Source organism: Bacillus sp. REN16, from assembly GCF_020731355.1.
Classification (GTDB): Bacteria; Bacillota; Bacilli; order Bacillales; family Bacillaceae_L; genus Ferdinandcohnia.
This window is the reverse complement of sequence record NZ_JAJFZK010000017.1, coordinates 21,767-42,776: the sequence shown is the minus strand read 5'-3', so window position 1 is coordinate 42,776 and position 21,010 is coordinate 21,767. Positions and strand designations below refer to the sequence as shown.

Annotated in this window: 20 protein-coding genes and 1 riboswitch; of the genes, 11 read left to right on the top strand and 9 right to left on the bottom strand. The window is 37.1% G+C overall.

Annotated features, from left to right (window positions below; all coding sequences use genetic code 11):
- Positions 1 to 3: 3 nt before the first annotated feature.
- Positions 4 to 1,584: an alkyl hydroperoxide reductase subunit F gene (gene ahpF, locus LKW28_RS19080; protein WP_229142033.1), complete on the top strand. Its 1,581-nt coding sequence runs from the start codon at positions 4 to 6 to the stop codon at positions 1,582 to 1,584.
- A gap of 159 nt (positions 1,585 to 1,743) precedes the next feature.
- On the opposite strand, the gene LKW28_RS19075 is transcribed toward ahpF, so the two are convergent.
- Both LKW28_RS19075 and LKW28_RS19070 read right to left on the bottom strand, forming a co-directional pair.
- The gene (locus LKW28_RS19075) at positions 1,744 to 1,968 is read right to left on the bottom strand and encodes a hexameric tyrosine-coordinated heme protein (protein WP_229142032.1); all 225 of its coding nucleotides are present in this window, start codon (positions 1,966 to 1,968) and stop codon (positions 1,744 to 1,746) included.
- A 138-nt stretch (positions 1,969 to 2,106) separates the two neighbouring features.
- A complete protein-coding gene (locus LKW28_RS19070) occupies positions 2,107 to 3,591 on the bottom strand; it encodes a multicopper oxidase family protein (protein WP_229142031.1) in 1,485 nt (494 codons plus the stop codon).
- Between the two features lie 298 nt (positions 3,592 to 3,889).
- Here LKW28_RS19070 and LKW28_RS19065 point away from each other — a divergent pair, with 298 nt between their 5' ends.
- The 3 genes from LKW28_RS19065 (at position 3,890) to LKW28_RS19055 (ending at position 7,204) form a co-directional block, all read left to right on the top strand.
- Entirely contained in the window at positions 3,890 to 4,561 is a 672-nt protein-coding gene (locus LKW28_RS19065) for a hypothetical protein (protein WP_229142030.1), read from the top strand.
- 53 nt (positions 4,562 to 4,614) lie between these two features.
- Entirely contained in the window at positions 4,615 to 6,147 is a 1,533-nt protein-coding gene (locus LKW28_RS19060; RefSeq protein WP_229142029.1) for a glycine betaine uptake BCCT transporter, read from the top strand.
- A gap of 148 nt (positions 6,148 to 6,295) precedes the next feature.
- Positions 6,296 to 7,204, top strand: coding sequence for an EamA family transporter (locus tag LKW28_RS19055; protein WP_229142028.1), 909 nt, complete (start codon positions 6,296 to 6,298; stop codon positions 7,202 to 7,204).
- A 78-nt stretch (positions 7,205 to 7,282) separates the two neighbouring features.
- On the opposite strand, the gene LKW28_RS19050 is transcribed toward LKW28_RS19055, so the two are convergent.
- On the bottom strand, positions 7,283 to 7,621 hold the full coding sequence (locus tag LKW28_RS19050) for a zinc ribbon domain-containing protein YjdM (protein WP_229142027.1): 339 nt from the start codon (positions 7,619 to 7,621) through the stop codon (positions 7,283 to 7,285).
- A gap of 226 nt (positions 7,622 to 7,847) precedes the next feature.
- On the opposite strand from LKW28_RS19050, the gene LKW28_RS19045 reads away from it, so the two are divergent.
- Positions 7,848 to 8,747 carry a LysM peptidoglycan-binding and 3D domain-containing protein gene (locus LKW28_RS19045; protein ID WP_229142026.1) on the top strand — a complete coding sequence of 300 codons (900 nt, stop codon included), beginning with the start codon at positions 7,848 to 7,850 and terminating at the stop codon, positions 8,745 to 8,747.
- A 107-nt stretch (positions 8,748 to 8,854) separates the two neighbouring features.
- On the opposite strand, the gene LKW28_RS19040 is transcribed toward LKW28_RS19045, so the two are convergent.
- The 5 genes from LKW28_RS19040 to LKW28_RS19020 all read right to left on the bottom strand — a co-directional run bounded on the left by LKW28_RS19040 (position 8,855) and on the right by LKW28_RS19020 (position 12,894).
- Complete coding sequence (locus tag LKW28_RS19040) at positions 8,855 to 9,397, bottom strand: VUT family protein (protein WP_229142025.1); 543 nt, start codon at positions 9,395 to 9,397, stop codon at positions 8,855 to 8,857.
- Positions 9,397 to 10,074: a 7-cyano-7-deazaguanine synthase QueC gene (queC, locus tag LKW28_RS19035; RefSeq protein WP_229142024.1), complete on the bottom strand. Its 678-nt coding sequence runs from the start codon at positions 10,072 to 10,074 to the stop codon at positions 9,397 to 9,399. The genes LKW28_RS19040 and queC overlap by 1 nt, the downstream gene beginning before the upstream one ends.
- Before the next feature lie 295 nt (positions 10,075 to 10,369).
- Complete coding sequence (queF, locus tag LKW28_RS19030) at positions 10,370 to 10,870, bottom strand: preQ(1) synthase (RefSeq protein ID WP_229142023.1); 501 nt, start codon at positions 10,868 to 10,870, stop codon at positions 10,370 to 10,372.
- A gap of 122 nt (positions 10,871 to 10,992) precedes the next feature.
- Positions 10,993 to 11,039: riboswitch (PreQ1 riboswitch) on the bottom strand.
- Between the two features lie 195 nt (positions 11,040 to 11,234).
- On the bottom strand, positions 11,235 to 11,507 hold the full coding sequence (locus tag LKW28_RS19025) for a hypothetical protein (protein WP_229142022.1): 273 nt from the start codon (positions 11,505 to 11,507) through the stop codon (positions 11,235 to 11,237).
- A gap of 895 nt (positions 11,508 to 12,402) precedes the next feature.
- Positions 12,403 to 12,894 (bottom strand): LURP-one-related/scramblase family protein, encoded by a 492-nt coding sequence (locus tag LKW28_RS19020; protein ID WP_229142021.1) that lies wholly within the window; start codon positions 12,892 to 12,894, stop codon positions 12,403 to 12,405.
- A gap of 159 nt (positions 12,895 to 13,053) precedes the next feature.
- On the opposite strand from LKW28_RS19020, the gene LKW28_RS19015 reads away from it, so the two are divergent.
- The 6 genes from LKW28_RS19015 to LKW28_RS18990 all read left to right on the top strand — a co-directional run bounded on the left by LKW28_RS19015 (position 13,054) and on the right by LKW28_RS18990 (position 19,034).
- Entirely contained in the window at positions 13,054 to 13,413 is a 360-nt protein-coding gene (locus LKW28_RS19015; RefSeq protein ID WP_229142020.1) for a hypothetical protein, read from the top strand.
- Between the two features lie 251 nt (positions 13,414 to 13,664).
- The gene (locus LKW28_RS19010) at positions 13,665 to 14,108 is read left to right on the top strand and encodes a GNAT family N-acetyltransferase (RefSeq protein ID WP_229142019.1); all 444 of its coding nucleotides are present in this window, start codon (positions 13,665 to 13,667) and stop codon (positions 14,106 to 14,108) included.
- A gap of 431 nt (positions 14,109 to 14,539) precedes the next feature.
- Complete coding sequence (locus LKW28_RS19005; protein ID WP_229142018.1) at positions 14,540 to 15,388, top strand: formate/nitrite transporter family protein; 849 nt, start codon at positions 14,540 to 14,542, stop codon at positions 15,386 to 15,388.
- A 136-nt stretch (positions 15,389 to 15,524) separates the two neighbouring features.
- Positions 15,525 to 17,402 carry an Eco57I restriction-modification methylase domain-containing protein gene (locus LKW28_RS19000; protein ID WP_229142017.1) on the top strand — a complete coding sequence of 626 codons (1,878 nt, stop codon included), beginning with the start codon at positions 15,525 to 15,527 and terminating at the stop codon, positions 17,400 to 17,402.
- A gap of 11 nt (positions 17,403 to 17,413) precedes the next feature.
- On the top strand, positions 17,414 to 18,307 hold the full coding sequence (locus LKW28_RS18995) for a hypothetical protein (protein WP_229142016.1): 894 nt from the start codon (positions 17,414 to 17,416) through the stop codon (positions 18,305 to 18,307).
- Between the two features lie 247 nt (positions 18,308 to 18,554).
- Entirely contained in the window at positions 18,555 to 19,034 is a 480-nt protein-coding gene (locus LKW28_RS18990) for a PAS domain-containing protein (RefSeq protein WP_229142015.1), read from the top strand.
- 186 nt (positions 19,035 to 19,220) lie between these two features.
- On the opposite strand, the gene LKW28_RS18985 is transcribed toward LKW28_RS18990, so the two are convergent.
- Complete coding sequence (locus tag LKW28_RS18985; protein WP_229142014.1) at positions 19,221 to 20,579, bottom strand: SLC45 family MFS transporter; 1,359 nt, start codon at positions 20,577 to 20,579, stop codon at positions 19,221 to 19,223.
- Positions 20,580 to 21,010 lie beyond the last annotated feature (431 nt).

The following is a 21,010-nucleotide window of genomic DNA, read 5'->3' as shown; positions in this document are numbered from 1 at the left end:
TAAATGGTATTAGATAAAGATATTAAGCAGCAATTAGCCCAATATCTTCAGCTTTTAGAAAATGATATCTTACTTAAAGTTAGTGCAGGTTCTGATGATGTTTCAAAGGACATGCTGTCTCTCATTGATGAGTTGACAGCTATGTCAGCCAAAATTAAAGTTGAGAATTCTAAGTTAGAGAGAACCCCCAGCTTTAGTGTAAATCGAATCGGTGAAGATACTGGAATTACCTTTGCTGGTATCCCTCTTGGACATGAATTTACATCATTAGTACTAGCCCTTTTACAAGTAAGTGGAAGAGCTCCGAAAGTTGATCAAAAGCTAATTGACCAAATAAAGAATATTAAAGGTGAATATCACTTTGAATCTTATGTTAGTTTAAGCTGCCATAACTGTCCTGATGTAGTACAAGCATTAAACGTCATGAGCGTCCTTAACCCTGGTATTACTCATACTATGATTGAAGGGGCTGCTTATAAAGAAGAAGTTGAAAGTAAAGGGATCATGGCAGTACCGACAGTATTCTTAAATGGCGAGTCATTCAGCAGCGGTCGTTCGTCTCTTGAGGAAATCCTATCTAAAGTAGGAAGCACTCCTGACGCATCAGAATTTGCCGGAAAAGACCCATATGATGTTCTTGTTGTTGGAGGCGGACCTGCTGGTGCAAGTGCAGCAGTTTATGCAGCACGTAAAGGCATTCGTACAGGTCTTGTTGCTGAGCGCTTTGGCGGTCAAATCATGGATACTCTTGGCATTGAGAACTTTATCAGTGTTAAGCGTACTGAAGGACCTAAGCTTGCGGCAAGCCTTGAAGAACACGTAAAAGAGTATGACGTTGATATCATGAACCTTCAACGTGCGAAACGTATTGAAAAGAAAGACTTTGTTGAAATTGAACTTGAGAACGGTGCTATCCTAAAGAGTAAAACCGTTATTCTTTCAACTGGTGCCCGTTGGCGTAATGTCAATGTACCAGGTGAAGCAGAGTTCAAAAACAAAGGTGTAGCATACTGTCCACATTGTGATGGTCCATTGTTTGAAGGCAAGGACGTAGCTGTTATTGGCGGCGGAAACTCTGGTGTTGAAGCAGCAATTGACCTTGCAGGTATTGTGAAGCATGTTACAGTTCTTGAATTTAATTCAGAACTTAAAGCTGACACTGTACTACAAGATCGTCTATTCAGTCTTCCTAACGTAACAGTTATTACGAATGCTCAAACAACAGAAATTACGGGTACTGACAAAGTAAATGGAATTTCTTACGTTGACCGTTCGACTGAAAAAGAACATCATGTTGAGTTACAAGGTGTGTTCGTTCAAATTGGACTTGTTCCAAATACTGATTGGCTCGGTGACACAATCGAACGCAATCGTATGGGTGAGATTGTTGTTGATAACCGTGGTGCAACGTCTATCCCTGGTGTCTTTGCTGCAGGAGACTGCTCTAATAGTCCTTATAAGCAAATCATCATTTCAATGGGCTCAGGTGCAACTGCATCATTAAGTGCATTCGACTATATCATTCGAAATAATTGGGATACAAGTGCAGACAAACCTGATCAGAAAACACTGATTCATCAATAAAGATAAGAAAGTCCCTTTCCCTTTGGTGGAACGGGACTTTCTTTTAAGAAAAATTATTTTTAAAAATCATTATTACATTACATATATGTATATTCAAATAACATTATAAGCCGTGGGTACTGTCCGCAACCGCCCCTATAATAACCAATACCTGTAATTTTATTTCCAATAATTATTGGCAGCGGAGATTGTTTGAAAATGAATGGCAATTACCTGTGATGCCATGATGAGGCTATCCGCATTCTTTGAATACTTTGGCCTTAACTTTTTCTTAATTTCTTCCGAAGGTTGAGTATACCCAACACCCTTCCTTGCCAATGTAATGGCCAATTCAAATCCCTCTTGAGGTGTTTTCGTTCTTAAGCTTGTAAGCCATTCGTTCATAGAATTATCCCCCTTTCGCTTCTTACTTTAAATCTATAAGGGAAACACTGGGAAAATTCGTGAAGAATGACTTTTATTCCAAACAAAAGAAAACCCCCTTGATGGATCTTAAGTCCATTTTAGGGGGTTTCCGTCCTTTTAATGATGATCATGCTGTTCGTTTTCTTTTTTAGGCAATGTGGTTGGCACCTGGGATTCTGTACCTGGTTCAACCATTAAGAATTGGCCCATCATGCCATCGTCTTCATGACGTAATAAATGGCAGTGATACATATAAGGGACATGAGGATCTGAAAAGTTACCAAACTCTACAACGATTCTAACCTTTGATCCATTAGGAACAAATACGGTGTCCTTTCTTCCTCTTTCATACTCCGAAGGTTCCTTATCATTAATGTCCAAAATTCGGAAAGCGGCATTATGAATATGGAAATTATGAGACCAACCAAAATTATTAATCTCCCAAATTTCCGTTGTACCAGCCGGGACAACCTCGTCAATTCGATACATATCCATTACTTTGTCATTAATCTTGTTCTCCATTGTTAATGTAAATTGACGAACCAGTGCATTCTTTGGAACTTCGATTGGAGGAACGCTTGAAAGCTGTCCTTCGATTGGAGAGGCTTCAGTTAATTCAGGAGCCGCAATAATCTTTAACAAATCAAACTCCCCATTATCAATACCGTTATTTCCACTGAAACTGTGAAGAATTGTTTCTTCTCCCGGCTTAAATTCAACCACAATTTCTGCACGTTCACCCGGGCTTAACATGAAACGATCCATCGTAACTGGCTCTTGAAGGAGCCCTGCATCGTTAGCGACAAGCTTAAAAGATCGACCGTCGGTAAAACCAAAATGATAAGCTCTTGCATTTGAGCCATTTAGCAACCGAAACCGAACCTGGCTTGACGTCACTTCGAGATAAGGGTCATACGTGCCGTTGACAAGTATTTTATCACCAAGGGTTCCAAAGATGCCTTCCTTATCATCTTTTAATTGGCCATCATCTGTAAACAATTTGTCTTGAATAATGAGCGGAATATCATCTACACCATAATCGGAAGGAAGTTTTTTAGAATCTTCATCATCGATAATAAACATCCCCGCAAGTCCGCGATAGACATGCTTTTCTGTTTTTCCATGTAAGTGAGGGTGATACCAGGTAGTTGCAGATGGTTGGTCAATCGTCCAATGCGGTGTCCATGTATCCCCTGCTTCAATCATCTGGTGTGGACCTCCATCCATCGCAGCAGGTAATCTCATCCCATGCCAATGTAATGTAGACGTCTCACCTAGGTTATTTTGAACATTAAAAGAAACCTTGTCACCCCGCGAAACTCTTATGGTTGGACCTAAGTAGGTTCCATTAATTCCGAATGTGTCCGCCATTTTACCTGGCAACAATTCCGTTGTTCCTGTTTGCATGGATAATGTAAAGTTTTTTGTACCATCGGATTCAATTGCAGGTTCGACAAGCTCTGGAATTTTTAAGGCTTGCTTAAAGTCTAGCTCCCCTACATTTGTTACAACAATTTCTTCCTTACTACAACCTGCCAAACTTACTATAAATAATGTCATTAGTAGCGCAAAAAATCTATGATATGATTTCAATTTTTTCATTTACGTCCTCTCTTACCAATTGGTAGATATCAATCTAAACCTAGCCTCTAGTCTATTTTACTACGTTTTTCCCTTGTCCATTTTGTTTCACCGTTTTGTCATAAAATCGACACACAATTAGTAAATACACCCAGCCATCAGTCGGTTAAATATTTCCGATTTTAAACTTTCCAATTCTTACATTGTTTTATCTAAAAAAGACATGCTAAGAAAGGATAAAGTATTATGCCTTCCACTACATACAAAATCTCTAGTGATTCGCAACTTGATAAACCTATGGTTGAAGGGAGTTTTTTGAGTGAAATTGTTTCAGGTCAGAAAAGGACAATTTGTTTATTACAACAATGAATTACATAAGGTTTATGGGGTAAATCCTGTGTATAAGCAATCCGTCCATCTTATAAAGCTACGAGACCTCACACAGCATTTAACCAAAGCGGCAGAAGTAGAAAGGTATAAACCAAAGGAGCATGACAGCTTTATTTTCAACTTTAAAGCATACACCCTCAAACTCGATCAAAATGCTGAAGAAGGAGATTATATCCTCATTCACAATCCAAGACCTGATTCCTTAGACACTTATTCGCTAAATGAAATTGAAATGGTTGAGACGGTGGACAAAAAAGGAATTATTACAAGTAATTCTCACGGAGTCAAGCACAATGAGTATATGTTAATGGCACCTGGCCGTGACAAAGACAGCCACCCAATCGATTTTAAAGATATGGAATCAAGCGCAGTTGCTGACTTACAGGAGTCCCTGTCTGAAAATGCCAATAACAATGCATTGCTGCCATCATTAGGAGACATCTATCAAAAGAAAGATAGTACCGAAAATATAATAGCTATGGTGATAGCAATTAAAGGCGATACGGTCTATCTGGGTGGCGATCAAGAAGTATCTGCGTTTGAGTTGATGAACGCCGACAAGTGGGAGTTTCTTTATAGTGTATTGGACCAGGATTCGTAATTCTTTTTATAAGAACTCACAAGACAATGCTTTTATCATAAGAGGAGGTTCCCATGGCTAAAAAAGGTCAAAACGGATCAAGCGTTTTTATTATTTCATTAATACTTACCCTCATATTTATTGTATGGGGAGTCTTTTTTACAGATAATCTCGCTCATGTCACTGATATCATCTATAATGGTTCAATTGATTACCTTGGATGGGTATATCTCGGTGCAACCCTATTCTTTGTTATCTTCTCTGTCTATTTATTGTTTTCTAGATATGGTGATATACGACTAGGTAAAAAAACAGACAGGCCTGATTTCAATACTGCTTCCTGGCTTGCGATGTTGTTCGGTGCCGGGATGGGGATAGGAATTGTCTACTGGGGTGTTGCGGAACCGGTCACCCATTACACAAATCCTCCCTATGGTGAACCTTATACAGTCGACGCAGCTAATACCGCAATGAAATATACCTTTTTTCATTGGGGTCTGGACCCTTGGGCCATCTATACAATTATTGGTTTAGCCCTTGCCTTTTTTCAATATAATAAAAAGCTTCCTGCATCCATTAGTTCGGCATTCTACCCAATGCTGGGCGATCGAATTTATGGACCTATTGGTAAAACAATTGATATCCTGTCCATTTTTGCAACAGTATTCGGGATTGCAACATCATTAGGACTTGGTGCCATGCAGGTTACAGCCGGAATGCATGACCTATTCGGAGTTCCTAATGAATTGTTCGTTCAGATAATTGTGATTGCAGTCGCAACAGTCCTGTTTATTATCTCCATTAATACAGGTCTGGAAAGAGGAATTCAATACCTATCAAATGCAGCGATGATTTTATCTTTTGCGATTATGCTGATGATCTTAATCGTTGGTCCAACCTTAACTATCACAAAGGTCTTTTTTAATACGATGGGTCTTTATCTTGATGACTTTATTCATATGAGTTTAAGGCTAAAGCCCTTTGGTGAAGGAGAATGGATTGCATCATGGACCTTATTTTATTGGGCATGGTGGATTGCCTGGGCTCCTTTTGTCGGAATGTTCATAGCCAGGGTTTCGAAAGGTAGAACAGTACGCGAATTTGTGATCGGCGTATTGATTTTCCCTACCCTCGGAACATGCCTTTGGATGAGCATATTCGGCGGTTCGGCATTAGAACTTGTTCAAAACACAGGAAATCATGACTTGGCAACCCATATCACTGAAAACGTCTCATTGTCTATTTTTACATTCTTTGATTATCTGCCATTAAGTTCTTTGTTAAGTATTTTGGGTTTTGCTGTCGTGGCCATTTATTATATAACAGTAGCTGATACAGCCACCTTTGTATTAGGCATGTTAAGTGAAGGTGGTACCTTAAATCCTTCAAATAAAATAAAAGTAACCTGGGGTGTCATTCAATCGGCTTTAGCTGCTGTTCTGCTCTTAGCTGGAGGATTGGAAGTTTTGCAAACAGCCTCCATCGCGGCTGCACTCCCTTTTGCGATCATTTTGATCATCATGTGCTTCTCGTTACTGAAAGGGTTAAAAAGTGAAGTTGAAGTACAAAGAGGAAATAAAAACATCACGCGTACTATGAAGAATTGAACATATAGAAAATCTCCTTGATTAAGGAGATTTTTTTAATTGGGACATCTCCAGATTGAACCTCTCATTCAAACAGGTACTTGGAACAGCTAATCCCCTATTTATGCTATAATCGTCTAATAGTCTTTTTGCATCAGGAGGTATCATAGTGAAAATAAATAAGGGCATATTATTCGTTCTCTTAGGAGCTGGGTGTTTTGGTTTTACACCGGTATTTGCTAAATTAGGGTTTAGCTTTGGCTATTCACTTGGCCAAATTAATATCGTTCAAATGCTAATTTCCGCAATTTTATTATGGTCCATTACTCTAATAAAACGTCCAAGCTTTAAAGGGCTTACTAAGAAGAATATTCCACAAATCATGATAACCGGTTGTTTTATCGGATTAACAAGTATCTTTTATTATGGTGCGATGCAATACCTTCCAGCTTCACTGGCCATCATTTTAATGTTTCAATTTGTTTGGATCGGTATTATTTTGGAATGGATTTTTAGTAAAATAAAACCTTCCCCTGTCACGATTCTATCAATTGTCTTAATTTTAATCGGAGTCTTTTTTGCTTCCAATATCGTAAATGGTGACATCCAGGGTCTCCCTTATAAAGGTTTCCTATTTGGTATTCTTTCTGCATTTACGTATGCAGGATTTATTTTTTTCAGTGGAAAGGTTGCTGTTCATGTAGATCCATTAACTCGAACTTCTTTAATGGCAACTGGGTCCACCATCTTAATTCTAGTCGTATTCATGCGTGATATTCCATCTGTACTGCCATTGGAAGCAGACCTATTCACGGTTGCAATTGGGGTTTCGCTATTTGGAGCGGTACTTCCTCCACTCTTTTTCGCTGTGGGCTCGCCTTTAGTTCCAGGTGGAATCGCTAATATATTAACATCCATTGAGTTACCAATTGCCATCTTATCAGCCAGCCTTATTTTGTCAGAAACGGTAACTGGGCTGCAGTGGTTAGGCACAGCTATTATTTTAGCAGCGATTATGTTAAATGAGCTTGGTAGTAGAGTTTATAGTACTAAAAGGCATGTTGAGGGTAGCTTTTAGTACCGTTCAATACCTTTCATTATAAAAGCGTCAAAGACATTGCCCAGTCTTTGACGCTTTTTCACTTCAAAACTACTTTTATATTTTTTTTACAAATTCAGATTTTAATTTCATTGCTCCAAAACCATCAATTTTGCAATCGATATTATGGTCTCCTTCTACCAAACGAATACTTTTTACTTTGGTACCCTGCTTAAGAGTAGAAGAGCTCCCTTTTACTTTAAGGTCTTTAATGACGGTTACTGTATCCCCATCATTTAATACATTACCATTTGAATCCTTGATCTCTCTTTTATCCTCATTGTTCTCTACTAATCCCAAAGCCCACTCATGGCCGCACATTGGGCAAACCAATAGTGCTCCATCCTCATAGGCATATTCAGAATCACATTTCGGACAATTTGGCAGATTACTCATAAATTAATTTCCTCCGTTAATATATTGATATTATCCACTACATCTTAGCATACTTTATCCATTACTGTGGCTGGTGGTTTCCCAGTTTGGCTCCCTGCTAGAAATACTCTTGCAATATAATTGCCATAGATGTTACCAAATTAACACCCCCCTGTTCTTTTTCTGCGGAAAATCTATGTTACGATTATTGAAAATTAGCAACCATAGAACATGGAGGGTAAAAAGAATGCTTAAAAGAATAGTTACAATTTTGGCAGGTACTGTGCTCTCAGTATCAGTAAGTGCTAATGTACAAGCTTCAACAATTACAGTACAAAAGGGCGATACACTTTGGGATCTTTCGCAAGCAAATAATACTTCTGTTAAAAATATCAAAATGGTAAATCAACTAACAACAGACCTAATTCACCCTGGAGATGACCTTATCGTTGTGCCAGAAAAACAATATACAGTTACGCAGGGTGACACTTTGTGGGATATAGCAGAGGATCATCAGGTAACAGTTTCTCAACTTCAAGAGTGGAACCAAATACATAAAAACCCTGACCTCATCCATCCTGGATTAAATCTAGTAATCTTTGAGGGTGTAAAAGCTACCACCACTGCTAATGCTGAAACGCAGGCACAAACTGTTGTTAAAGTACCTAAGGAAACTGCAAGTGCTGCACCAGCTGTTGAAACACAAGAAGAAACAGAAGTTGCTGCACCGATAACTGAAACACAAAAGGAAATAGAAGCTGCTGCACCAGTAACTGAAACAAGTAATACTAGCCAAGCAGCAGTACCTCCTGCCCAAACGCAAGAGGAAAGCACATCTGCTTCTTCAACAAGTAATAAAAAGGAACTAGTTGTTGAAGCTACAGCCTATACTGCTACATGTGAAGGATGCTCAGGCATTACATCAACCGGTATTAATCTATTAGAAAACCAAGATGCAAAGGTTATCTCTGTTGACCCATCTGTTATTCCTCTTGGCAGTAAAGTCTATGTAGAAGGCTATGGAGAAGCAATTGCCGGAGACACTGGCGGAGCTATAAAAGGAAATAAAATCGATGTCTTTATTCCTTCGAAACAAGAAGCCATTAATTTCGGCAGAAAACAATTGAAGGTGACTATTTTAGATTGATTCAGATTTGTTTTTGATTATTCAACTTTGAACACTGCAAAATCATGAATGGCTTTGCAGTGTTTATCATATAAAAAAGCCACAAAACGTGGCTTCTTCAATGTCTTTTATTTCATTGCTTCTACGTTATCAAAACCATTCGATCGAACTTGGTTCAAAATAAGAGCTCCTATCATTTGAATGATCGTCTTAACAATGATTTGCCCTAAAATAGCAGCTGGTACTGCCTCCCAAGGCAGAATATTAGCTCCTAGTGGACTTAAACCAACAATTACGAAAATAACAGAGTCTAGAAATCCTCCTACAATTCCGCTGTAGAAGACGCGCCAAGCTAGCGGCAATTTCAATCTCGTATAAATCTCTGTATCAGCCGACTCAGAGACAACAAATGAAATGGCCGATGCCACTACAATTAATAACGTATCCCCAAGCATAAATGAAACCAATCCTGATAAGATTAATGCTATAAAAATAAATAAATAGGTTTTCGCCCTACCATATTTGTTTTGCACCAGGTCCCGAAGAATAAAGGTCGCTCCAACCAACAGCGTACCCATTGGAACGATAAAAATTCCAAACTGCAACGGCGCGAGTGCAGCTGTTACTACATTCGCTGCAACAATAGATAGTAAGTAAAATAGTATTCTCATCATCTTTCTCCTTGATTAGCTAGTTTTGATTTCCCTAAATAAAATTCATCAAGTCCTCTTTTTCGCAATTTGCAAGCCGGACATTCACCACAGCCATCTGCGATTATACCGTTATAGCAAGTTAATGTTCTTTCACGGACAAACTCCAATGCCCCAAGCTCATCGGCGAGCTCCCATGTCTGTGCCTTATTTAGCCACATCAATGGCGTTTCAATCACAAAAGTATCATCCATCGATAAATTTAATGTTACATTCAAAGACTTCATAAAAATATCCCGGCAATCAGGATACCCGCTGAAATCTGTTTCACTAACTCCAGTCACGATATGTCTTGCCCCCACTTGACGCGCTAATACGCCAGCAAATGAAAGAAAAAGCAGGTTGCGCCCCGGCACAAAAGTCGATGGCAATTCACCATTTTCTCCCTCTGCTATCTTTATATCTTGTCGTGTCAAGGCATTCGGAGCTAGTTGATTCAGGAGCGACATGTCAAGAATGTGATGGTTAACATCAAGTTCCTCTGCAATTTTCTTTGCGCATTCAATTTCAAGTCGATGCTTTTGCCCATAATCAAAAGTCACTGCTTCAACCTCTTCAAAACGTTCCTTAGCCCAGAATAGACATGTTGTGCTATCCTGACCCCCACTAAATACAACGATTGCTTTTTCCCGATTCAACGTCAAAACTCCTTTTTAACGAAAAAACGGCACTCTAAGAAAAAGTGCCGTTTCTTAGTTTTTTTAAGAGGGTAGCTAATAACCTCTTTCTTAAATCAAATGCGCCTTGGCGTTTTTGTGCCCAGATTTTTTAGGCTCACACGATGTGGGTCACAAAGACGTTGCCACAGGACGTGGCGTTCTTAGTCTTTGATCTTATGCCTTGAAAAATTTCCTTTGAAAATCTGTGGCATCCGCCGGAGGCTTTAACTTTATTCAGTCGGGGTTTGAACTCCGACTGAATAAAGTTAAATTTTTATCGATTATCGATTTTTTCCGGATTTAAATCATGATTCATTAAACGGAAATTTGCCATTTCTTCAAACTTCGTACCTGGCTTTCCATAATTACACCATGGGTCAATCGAGATTCCTCCACGCGGAGTAAATTTCCCCCAAACCTCGATATATCTTGGATCAAGTAATTTAATTAAATCGTTCATAATAATATTGACGCAATCCTCATGGAAATCACCATGATTTCTAAAACTAAATAAATATAACTTTAATGATTTACTTTCTACAAGCTTTTTATCAGGAATATATGAAATATATATTGTGGCAAAATCCGGCTGATGCGTAAGTGGGCATAGACTTGTGAATTCCGGGCAATTAAATTTCACAAAATAATCCCGGTTAGTATGAAGATTATCTACTGCCTCAAGTACCTCTGGTGCATATTCAAATGAATATTGAGTATTTTGATTCCCCAAAAGTGTTAAATCCTTTAAACCTTCTTCATGGCTTCTGCCAGACATAAAAAAACCTCCTTGTAAATGTTTCCCAACATTTTAACAAGAGAGGCTTAGCCAATCATCTATAAAATACATATGTAAAAACAGAAAAAACCACATCCGCTGATGGACATGGCATTTGTCATGTTTCCATAGTTTTTTATAGAGGGTATCAGCTATGAACCTCTCCCATATTTACCTGGGCATTCTTTACCTCAATACAATATATAATATCTAGGTGATATCGTCAAATGGAAATTTTTATATCCCTTTTATTATTGTATAGTTTAAAATTGGTGATTATACATAAATCGCGCATATTTGACTTCTATTTCCATATATCTAGCTCCTAAACGTTACATAGGCAACCCATTTTCCATTTGGATTTTCATTGGATTCGTCTCCTTACACCTATAAACTTTTGTTCCTTTACTTCAATTGTTTCATGGTCCGTATGGAAAATATAGTATTCACGTGAAGGATCATTTAAATGTAGTTTTTTATATTCTTTCCATGCAATAGTAGATTCGGGGAAATTTGAAATAACTGATAGTTCTTCAAAATAGCGCGTTGAATTTTTCGAAAATGCTGATATGGCCTCAACAAGTACCCATTGTTCTGGATATTGTTCGCGAATTTTCTCCCATTTCAATCTTAACACCTCCAATTGTTACTATAAGTATTATATCATTTAGATTATTGAACAAACATCGAAAAAGGACATTGCTACAATTCATTTTGAATTCAACTATTCTTCAATAGGTACTATCTCATCAAAAAATACAACTTCTTCATACTCAAAGCTATTATTTTTCAAACCTTTAAGGATCTTTGAATAATTGTATCCACATTTATTTCACCTTTATAATTATCATTTTTCCAAACCATTTAACAGAAGTAATAGGAAAACAAAGAAAATTTATAATAAAAAAGCAGAGAATCAATAGGATAACGGGTTCGGTTTCCTGTCGCAAAACCCGAAAATGTAGCCCATTTTGTACTGCTTCTTGTATCTGTTTTTGATTGCAAAAGAGGTTAGGGGGGGCAGCTTACGCACCGGATTTTAAAAAATAGAGGGAGAAATTCCTCTTAATTTGTAAATAAGCTAAAAAATAGCGTAAATAAGAGGAGAAATTTCCCCTATTGACTCAAGTAACGTAAAAATTGGGGATTTTTCTTTACATAAGCGGAAAATTTCCCCCTATAAACCCCGAAAAGAGCTCTAGTCTGCATTTAACGGAAATATCTCCGCTTATTTTAAATATCACTGGGTATTCAATTAAGGATAGGATTTCTTATGTTTCTAAGCACTTTTGTAAGATAAAATGTATGCGAAATTGTAGGGGTACAACAGCCATTGTACCCCTACAATTTGGGGGTCATTTTCTTATAAAAATTTTTATGTAATTTCGGGACAAATGGCTTTACTCCAATAAAAAATGAGCGTCAATTTCATATGTAAATTGGCACTCATTTTAACTTACATTTTTAATGTTTGTGATAGTTAACGGAACCCGTTGTCAATAGGACCTGTCCCTTTGTCCCTACCTTTGATCCTAGGTTGCTGAAGATGCTGCTGCCTCGTCAGCCTTCACACAGTCAATGGCGACAACGATTGCAATAATGATAGCTTCCATCTCTTCATTCAATACTTCAACCTTATAGCTATCGCCCCAAGTGAACCACTCTTTGTTTACTTTACCGACAACTTTACCATGCTGTAATACCTGAAAATCCATATCCCACCAATTGCCCTGTACTTCAATACCTGCCGCATCAATCGTATAACGTGCCTTTAAGAAGGAAAACTCCTTCTTAATCGTTAATACTTCTTGACCATTTACCTCAACAAAAAATTTCGGTAACCAGCTAAATACCTTTTTCGTTATAAGCGCAACTTCATCTCGTTTTGGATTCATAATGGAGAAGGTCTTAGGAACTTTCATAAAACTGCCTTCTACGTAATAAACGTCTTTTTCTTTTTGATCCTTTACTGTAAATTTACCGCTTAGACTAAATACCTTCTGCTTTATATAGAGTTGCTTCATGCAAATCCCCCCTTAAAAATTTTACTATCTGGCCTTCACTACTAGTTAGTATACAATCTTTATTACCGAACATTTAAATCATTCATTATTTATATAATAACCTTTTATAGACTAATGCATATGCTGAATGGAGAATAATCATGAAATGAGGGAAAAGATGTGAATTATGAATGGTACCAATCAAATCCAATGCCTTTTCCGTACCAACAGGATTATGGGCAGATGGCAATGATGAGAAAACATGGACATGGCGGCAGGCATCACGGTGGCCATGGTAAACCAGGACACGGCGGCGGGCATCATGGCGGCCACGGCAAACCATCACATGGTGGCTTTCAAGGCGGGTTGCCATTCCTGGGTGGATTAGCAGGAGGTCTACTCGCAGGGTCATTAATGAACCAGCCGGGCTATTATCCATATGGGCAAAACTCATATTATGGATACTATCCTCCATATCCTCCAGCCCCATACCCTACCTATCCATACTATTCGTACCCGCCATATGGAAATTACTATTAAATTGTACGACTGCAAAAGCCATCACAAGAATAAAATTGTGATGGCTTTTTGTTTGTGGTTGTCACACTGCATGAGCTTGCATTTTCATGACCAACTCCGAAAAAATATGCGTGCCCTACTTGCCTGTTTTTCGGTATTCTTAGTAGAAATGTTTTTATATTAAGTAAGGATTCTACTTATGAATAGTTTAATATAAAATGACAATATAGTCGTTTTATACTAGTTTGCTAAGTAGAAAGGAAAGATGACAGTTGTTATATTTAAAAACAATTACAAAAGAGAATTGGCTGAAAGCTATTTCACTAAAAGTCCGGGAAGACCAAGAGAAGTTTGTAGCTTCCAACGTGGTATCCTTGGCCCAGCTTAATTTCCTAGAAAATTTCCATGCAAAAGGAATCTATCACGGTGATGAAATGATAGGTTTTACACTTTATGGAATTGATGAAGATGACCATGAATACTGGATTTATCGCATGATGATTGATCAAAAGTATCAAGGTAAAGGATATGGAAAGCAGGCTATTAAACTGGTAATAGATGATATTAAGAATAGTAAAGAAAACCGCCACCAATCGATCACGCTTTCGTATGAACCAAGTAATGACATGGCAAAAAGCATCTATAAGAAAATGGGCTTTCATGAAATTGATGGGTTTTTGATCGACGGCGAACAGGTAGCCAGATTTACGTTTTAATATCGCACAAAAGCGTTATAACTTTGAGTTACCAAGGATGATAATGAGCTGTGGTGAAAAGAGTATATTTATAAGTTAAAGTTAAACCCAGGAATGAAGTAATACCAACATTCTTGGGTTTTGATTAGGACCCAGCACCAGGTTTTGGGGCTATATCTGTCAAAATGAAGCAACCATTTGGACTCTATCACTCTACTATCTCTAATTCTTGTCTAAATAACATCCGCATTCGAATAGCCTCTTTATCTCAAAAAAGGCTCCCGCTGGAACTCCTTTAACTCCTCCACAAGTATTAACAACATTTTCTCCGTGATTACCATATTTACTATGCATATAGATAAATGTAATTTTTTGTAAATAGTTCTTGCGATAGGAAATTCCTACTCATTACAATGAAGAGGCAACTATAAAAATGTAATGGAGGCATGACCTTGGATTATGTTAAACCAACTCAATTAATAGAGGATGTAGCAAATGCGGGCGCTTATAAATCTACCCTCAAGATACGTGATATCTTGATTAAAGGGATACTTTCAGGTGCCTTTCTTGGCTTTGCAACAACGCTCGCCTTTACAGCAACCATTGAAACAAACCTTAGCATTGTTGGTGCTCTTGTCTTTCCAGTTGGATTTGTCCTCATCTTATTATTAGGTCTTGAACTAGTGACTGGAAACTTTGCAATGCTCCCGCTTGCTAGAATAAGAGGACTAACCGCTAACAAAAATGTCGTCTACAACTTTTTTTGGGCTTTTCTTGGAAATCTGATTGGAAGCCTTTTATATGGTTTTTTATTTTATATTGTTGCAACAAAACTAGGACATGTCACTCAAGGAGCCATGATTGATAAGATTATTGCCGTGGCGGAGGGAAAAACAATCGCATATAAAAGCATTGGTGGAGACGGATTAATTGTTGCCTTTACAAAGGCCATTTTATGCAATTGGATGGTTACGTTAGGTGCGTTTATGGCTTTTATCTCAAGTTCAACTATCGGTAAGATTGCTGCCATGTGGCTTCCTGTATTTTTATTTTTCGCCCACGGATTTGAGCATGCTGTCGTAAATATGTTTGTTATTCCAACTGCCATTCTCATGGGTGCTGATATTACACTGGGTGATTGGTGGATATGGAACCAAATTCCGGTGACAATTGGCAACTTTATTGGCGGGTTTATTTTTACAGCATTAGCACTTCATGTGGTTAATAAGAAAACGGCAACACAAACTAAAAACGTTTTCGTTACCTACCCTCCTGCCCTAAAAGGTAAAGAAATGAATTAATAATAGAGCTCTGCCTAACGCCCCACCTTGTGAAAAGGAGGGGTTTTTTCATATGTTGCCAACTTAAACCAAACATCATCTGTTTATATTTACTCATCTTTCCGATACAATAATGATATAAAAATGAGGTGATTTATTGTCAACACTACTCGTTGAAAACAACAAAAATGGTACTCAACCAGATGTATTATTAATCGAAAGTTCATTAATTAGAATTTATTTACATCAACTTGGCATGGATGCTGAGGGGATCAAGAATAAATTTTTAATAAATTGCCTTAAAGAACGATGCCCGGAAACTGAAAAAGAGTTATTGCAAATAAGGAATACATGGGACTTAAAGGACATTGAGGATTACTTTTATTCCCTTTTTAATAAGGAAACAACCAACGCAAATGGAATAATCTTTACACCGAATTATATTGTTGACTACATTCTCTCTGAAACTGTTGACCATTATCAGAACCCGACAATTTGTGATTTCTCTTGCGGATGCGGAGCATTTTTAATTAGAGCAACCGAACGATTATTCCGTAAACAAAAGTCCAATAATATGATTGAAATTATTGAGAATAACATTTTTGGAATGGACTTGCTAGAGGAAAATGTAAGAAGGACGAAAATATTACTTACATTGCTTGCTTATAGGGAAAATATGGATAAGGAGCAAATAAAACTAAATATCGTTTGCTATGATAGTACCGAGAAAGATGCGCTTGAGAAATTTCAGAATGAAAAAGTGTTACATGGTTTTGATTGTGTTGTGGGAAATCCTCCCTATATTAAAATTCAGGATTTAGACATCGAGGTCAGAAACAAACTCAAGGCAAATTATAAAACAACAACCACCGGAAGCATTAATATCTATTTTGCATTCATTGAATTAGGAGTAACTCATTTACATCAGGAGGGTACACTAGGATATATCGTTCCTAACTATTTTCTTAAATTGCAGTCCGCAAAACCTCTTAGAGAGTTCTTAATTAAGCAAAGGTTGATTCGAAAAGTGATTGACTTTAAAGACTGTCGCTTATTTCCTAATGCACAAACGTATTCATCGATCATTACACTTGATAGAAGTAAGAAAGAAAAGCTATCTTATGAAATAGTTAATCAGCTCAAAAATGAAAATCTTTCAGAACTCAATCAATCATTAAAGGACCTGTATTACAGCGAAATAGATATAGAAACGATCAACCTGCTAAACGAAGTTGAAAAACAGAATATCAATAAAATAGAAAATGCTGGCTTACATTTAAAAATAAGTACCGGGATTGCGACTCAAAAAGATGGGGTCTATATGTTAGGACTTAACAAAAACGACTCAATCGATGATGGAAATGATTTCTATACGAAATATTATGATGGTAAGGAATACAAAATTGAAAAAGATATCACGGTTCCCCTAATTAAGGGTGGCACAAATATTGATCATGATACTGGAGATGTAAAGAAGAAGGTTCAGATCATTTATCCATATTTTAAAGATAAATATGGGAGTATCAAAGTTATTCCTGAGGATACTTTAAAAGAAAAGTATCCATATGCCTATCATTATTTGGATGCTGCTCGTGAAGAACTTAACACTAGAAATGGCGGGAATCCTAGTGTTTCTGTTTGGTACGAATATGGTAGAAGTCAAGCGCTAGATAGCTTTGGAACGAAAATAATATCACCGACTAATTCCGATCGGCCAAAATTTACGTTGTTTGAAGAATCGGCTCTTTTCAATAATGGATATGCCATATACGGTATTGCATCTGACAGTATTTTTCATGAGACCATCCCTAGCCTTAAGGTTTTGGTGAAAATACTAAATTCGACCATTATGGATTATTATATTAAATTAACCAGCTATATGATTAGTGGAGGTTATTACTGTTACCAGAAGAAATATATTAATAATTTTTCTATTCCTCCACTGAATGAACAAGAACTAGCTTTTGTTGAATCCTGTAACGATCCTAAAGAATTAGATCGCTTTTTAATAAAAAAATATGAACTTGAGCTTTAGAGGTGGGAGAAATGCTAAACAATAATAACCTTTTAGATTTGAATTCGACTTTGCTGAATATGAAAAATGATCTAGAAGCGTCCATTACAACCGCAACCGTAAAAGGCTCGCCTGTCAATTCAAAAGGAATTCCATACGGTAACGGACAAAAAGCTAAAGAAGCACTGATCCGATCACAAGGATTAATCAATCACTTACACGAATTAATTAAAGCCGAGCTGATTAGGACCAGTATCAATCCATCTAAAATTTTCCCGCCGCTAGGTCATGGTAAACCTGAATTAAAAATTACCGGGCTGCTAAAGCAAAAGGATCAAGATATTTGTGTGAAGCCTACAAATATTATACCCGTTAAAGAAAAAATTAGTTGGGGTCCTTTGCTTCATGAAAATATTACATGTTCGTTGGGTAAGGAACTTACAGAACAAATAGTCGTTATCAATATCAGAAGCCAAATGAGCAGCCTTGCAAAGAATGCAGATACATTATTTGAGAGGACTTTTGCCGAAGCACTAAATCTTCATAATTTACACCCAAATCTTTGCCTTGGTGAAGTATATATGATACCTGTTAGAGAATATGACGAAGTTGCCATGGTTAAAAATCAAGTAAAGTTTAAAAAGAATGTTACAAATATAGCAAAGTATATTAGCTTTTTTGACTTTATTAATGGTAGACAAGACCCTACTAAAGATCATCATAAATATGAAAGATGCGCGCTCTTAATTGTTGATTTTAGTACGGATATACCAAAGTTATACAATACAACAGATGAGTTAAAGAAAGATAAATTGGTACCTCCAAATTTCCCAATTGAACTTGAGAAAATCTCTATTAACACATTTGTTGATGATTTACTTGGAGTGTATAACCAGCGTTTTCATAACTCCGATATTTATTTATAATGGATTTAAAAAGCAACTACGTACCTATCTATTAAGCATAGGTATGCAGTTGCTTTTTTTATCAAATTTCAAGTACGTTCTATTATTTGCAATTACTCTAAAAAACGCCTCCTGAAAAAACAGTTATTGTGAGATAAATCACAATTTATTTTCGCTATTGATGCTATCATTATTTATGGAGTTAGATAATAATCACCAAAAATAGCAGGTTTTATCTCACTATTCTTCGCATAAAGGAGAGTTATCAATGTCTGAAAATAAATTATCTGAGTTAATTAGCCCTGAAGCCGTCATTAACTTTGAAACTGGCGCCATTAAAGCAAGCACTTTGGATTCAATTATTAATCTTTTACCATTTGAAATGGGTTTTTGCGATGCTAACGACATTTTCCGCTGGTATTCAAATAATCCAAATCGCGTTCATGGTCGTCGTAAAGAAGCAATTGGCCGTCATGTGCTGGAGCTTCACCCAAGAATGGCCCACCACGTTGAAAAACTGTTGAATGATTTCCGTTCTGGAGCACGCGACGATTGGGAATTTTGGTTCCCAAAACGCTCAGGCGAAGAAACCGGTCAAATCTACCAAAAATTTATGGCGGTACGTGATAAAAACGGAAAATATCTTGGCTGTATGGATGTGACCGTTAATATCGACCTTTTCCAAGGAAAAGAAGGTAAAAACACACCTGAAACAATAGATGAATTTATAGCTGTTAAGCCTAAATAAAAAGATAACCTGAGGCCGCTGAAAAACACATTGGATCCCGCCGGAATTCAATGTGTTTTTCTTTATATATACTTGTGGTCAGACCTACAAAATACCCTTCCTGTGAAAAGAAGGGGCAAAGTTTGTTCTCCATCACGATGAAGAACATTAGTTGAAAGACAATCAACGTATCAATAAATATAATTTCTATCTAGCATAGGTTTCTTTAATGATTGAAACACTAAACGCCCCTACCGCAAGTAAAACTCCTGAAACTAAAATCATGACCGGCATCGATGAACCTAATGCAGGGAACAAGGCAAAACTTAAACATGAGGCAATAATTTGTGGCAAACAAATACTACCATTAAAGAGCCCTAAATACGTGCCCATATTTCCACCAGATAAGGCATTTGTTAGCATTGTGAATGGGAATGTCATCATAGCTGCCCACGCAATACCAATTAATGTAAATGATGCAAGTAACGCGAATTGGTTGTGTATGAAAAATACTGATCCAAAACCAATACTACCTAATAACAAACTGAGTGCATACCAGATTTTACGCTTATCATTTGGCACGCGCGCTAACACAAGGGACCAAAGTACCGCTGCAATTGATTGCACAGCGGAAAGGATTCCAAACCAGTTTCCAGCTGCTTGATATGCAGCACTTGATGGTTCAGCTGTTTGCCAAACATTTTCTGCAACTGCACCCGTACCATATGTCCATAAATACTGAAATCCCATCCAGCAAAACATTTGAACCAGGGATACAGTCCAAAATACTTTTGGGGCATTACGCAGTAATCTAATCACACTCACTTTTTCACTTTTTTCCTCATTCGTAATACCATGATAAGCAGCATATTCAGCTGGTGAGTACTCTTTAACTTTCAAAACGGTAAAAAGACTACAAATAATTAAGATAATAGCTCCTGCATAAAAAGAGATAATTACTGATTGTGGTACAACCCCTTCGGGCGCACTATTTGATACACCAAGTATTGTTAGAAGGAAAGGAAATATACAAGCTAACACAGCACCACTGTTTGAGAGAAAGCTTTGTATTGAATAAGCAAATCCCTTTTGCTCTTCATTAACCATGTCACCCACCATCATTTTAAATGGCTGCATTGCAACATTCGATGAAACATCCATAAACAAAATTGCTACTGCTCCAAAAGTAAGAGCTACAATTGGGCCAAACCCAAAACTACCTGCATTTGGCAACAAACACATTACTATGACTGCTACAACAGCCCCAACAAGTAAGTAAGGGATACGTCGTCCAAGTCTTGGCATCCAAGTTCTGTCTGAAAAGTATCCAACCAGGGGTTGAACAATTAAACCTGCCAGTGGCGGTAAAATAAAGAAGAATCCTAATGTATGAGGATCGGCACCAATCGTTTGAAAGATACGTCCCATATTTGAACTTTGTAAAGAAAAAGCCATCTGTACCCCTAAAAAGCCAAAGCTTATCATCCAAATCATATTAATTGGGAGAGTAGGCAACTGCTGTCTATTCACTTTCTTACTATTATTATCACGCTGTTCCGCTAACATAATAACCTCCTAAAATAACTTTATAGACTCTATAAACTCTTTTTCACTACCAAATTGCGCAACCGTTTGCATTAAAATTGAAGGTAAGGGTTTTCAATCACCTATATAAATTGTACTATGATAGAATCAAGTATTATTAACCATTCATATCAAAAAACAAGCAATTTGTACAATGAGAACATCTTATATGAAAACATTGTTTATTATATTATTAATTCATAAATTACGCAACCGTTTGCACTATAAAAATTAAACACTTGAAAAATTAGATGATAAGATATATTAAACGGTTTTTCCTTGGTAGAAAATGCAAATTCACAAGCAACACTCGAATATAGTCCAGATTTATAAGGCCATTTTAGATGGCTTAACAAATATAGCACCATTCAGATTATTATTGAATTGGTGCTATTCCTATTCCAAAACCTCAT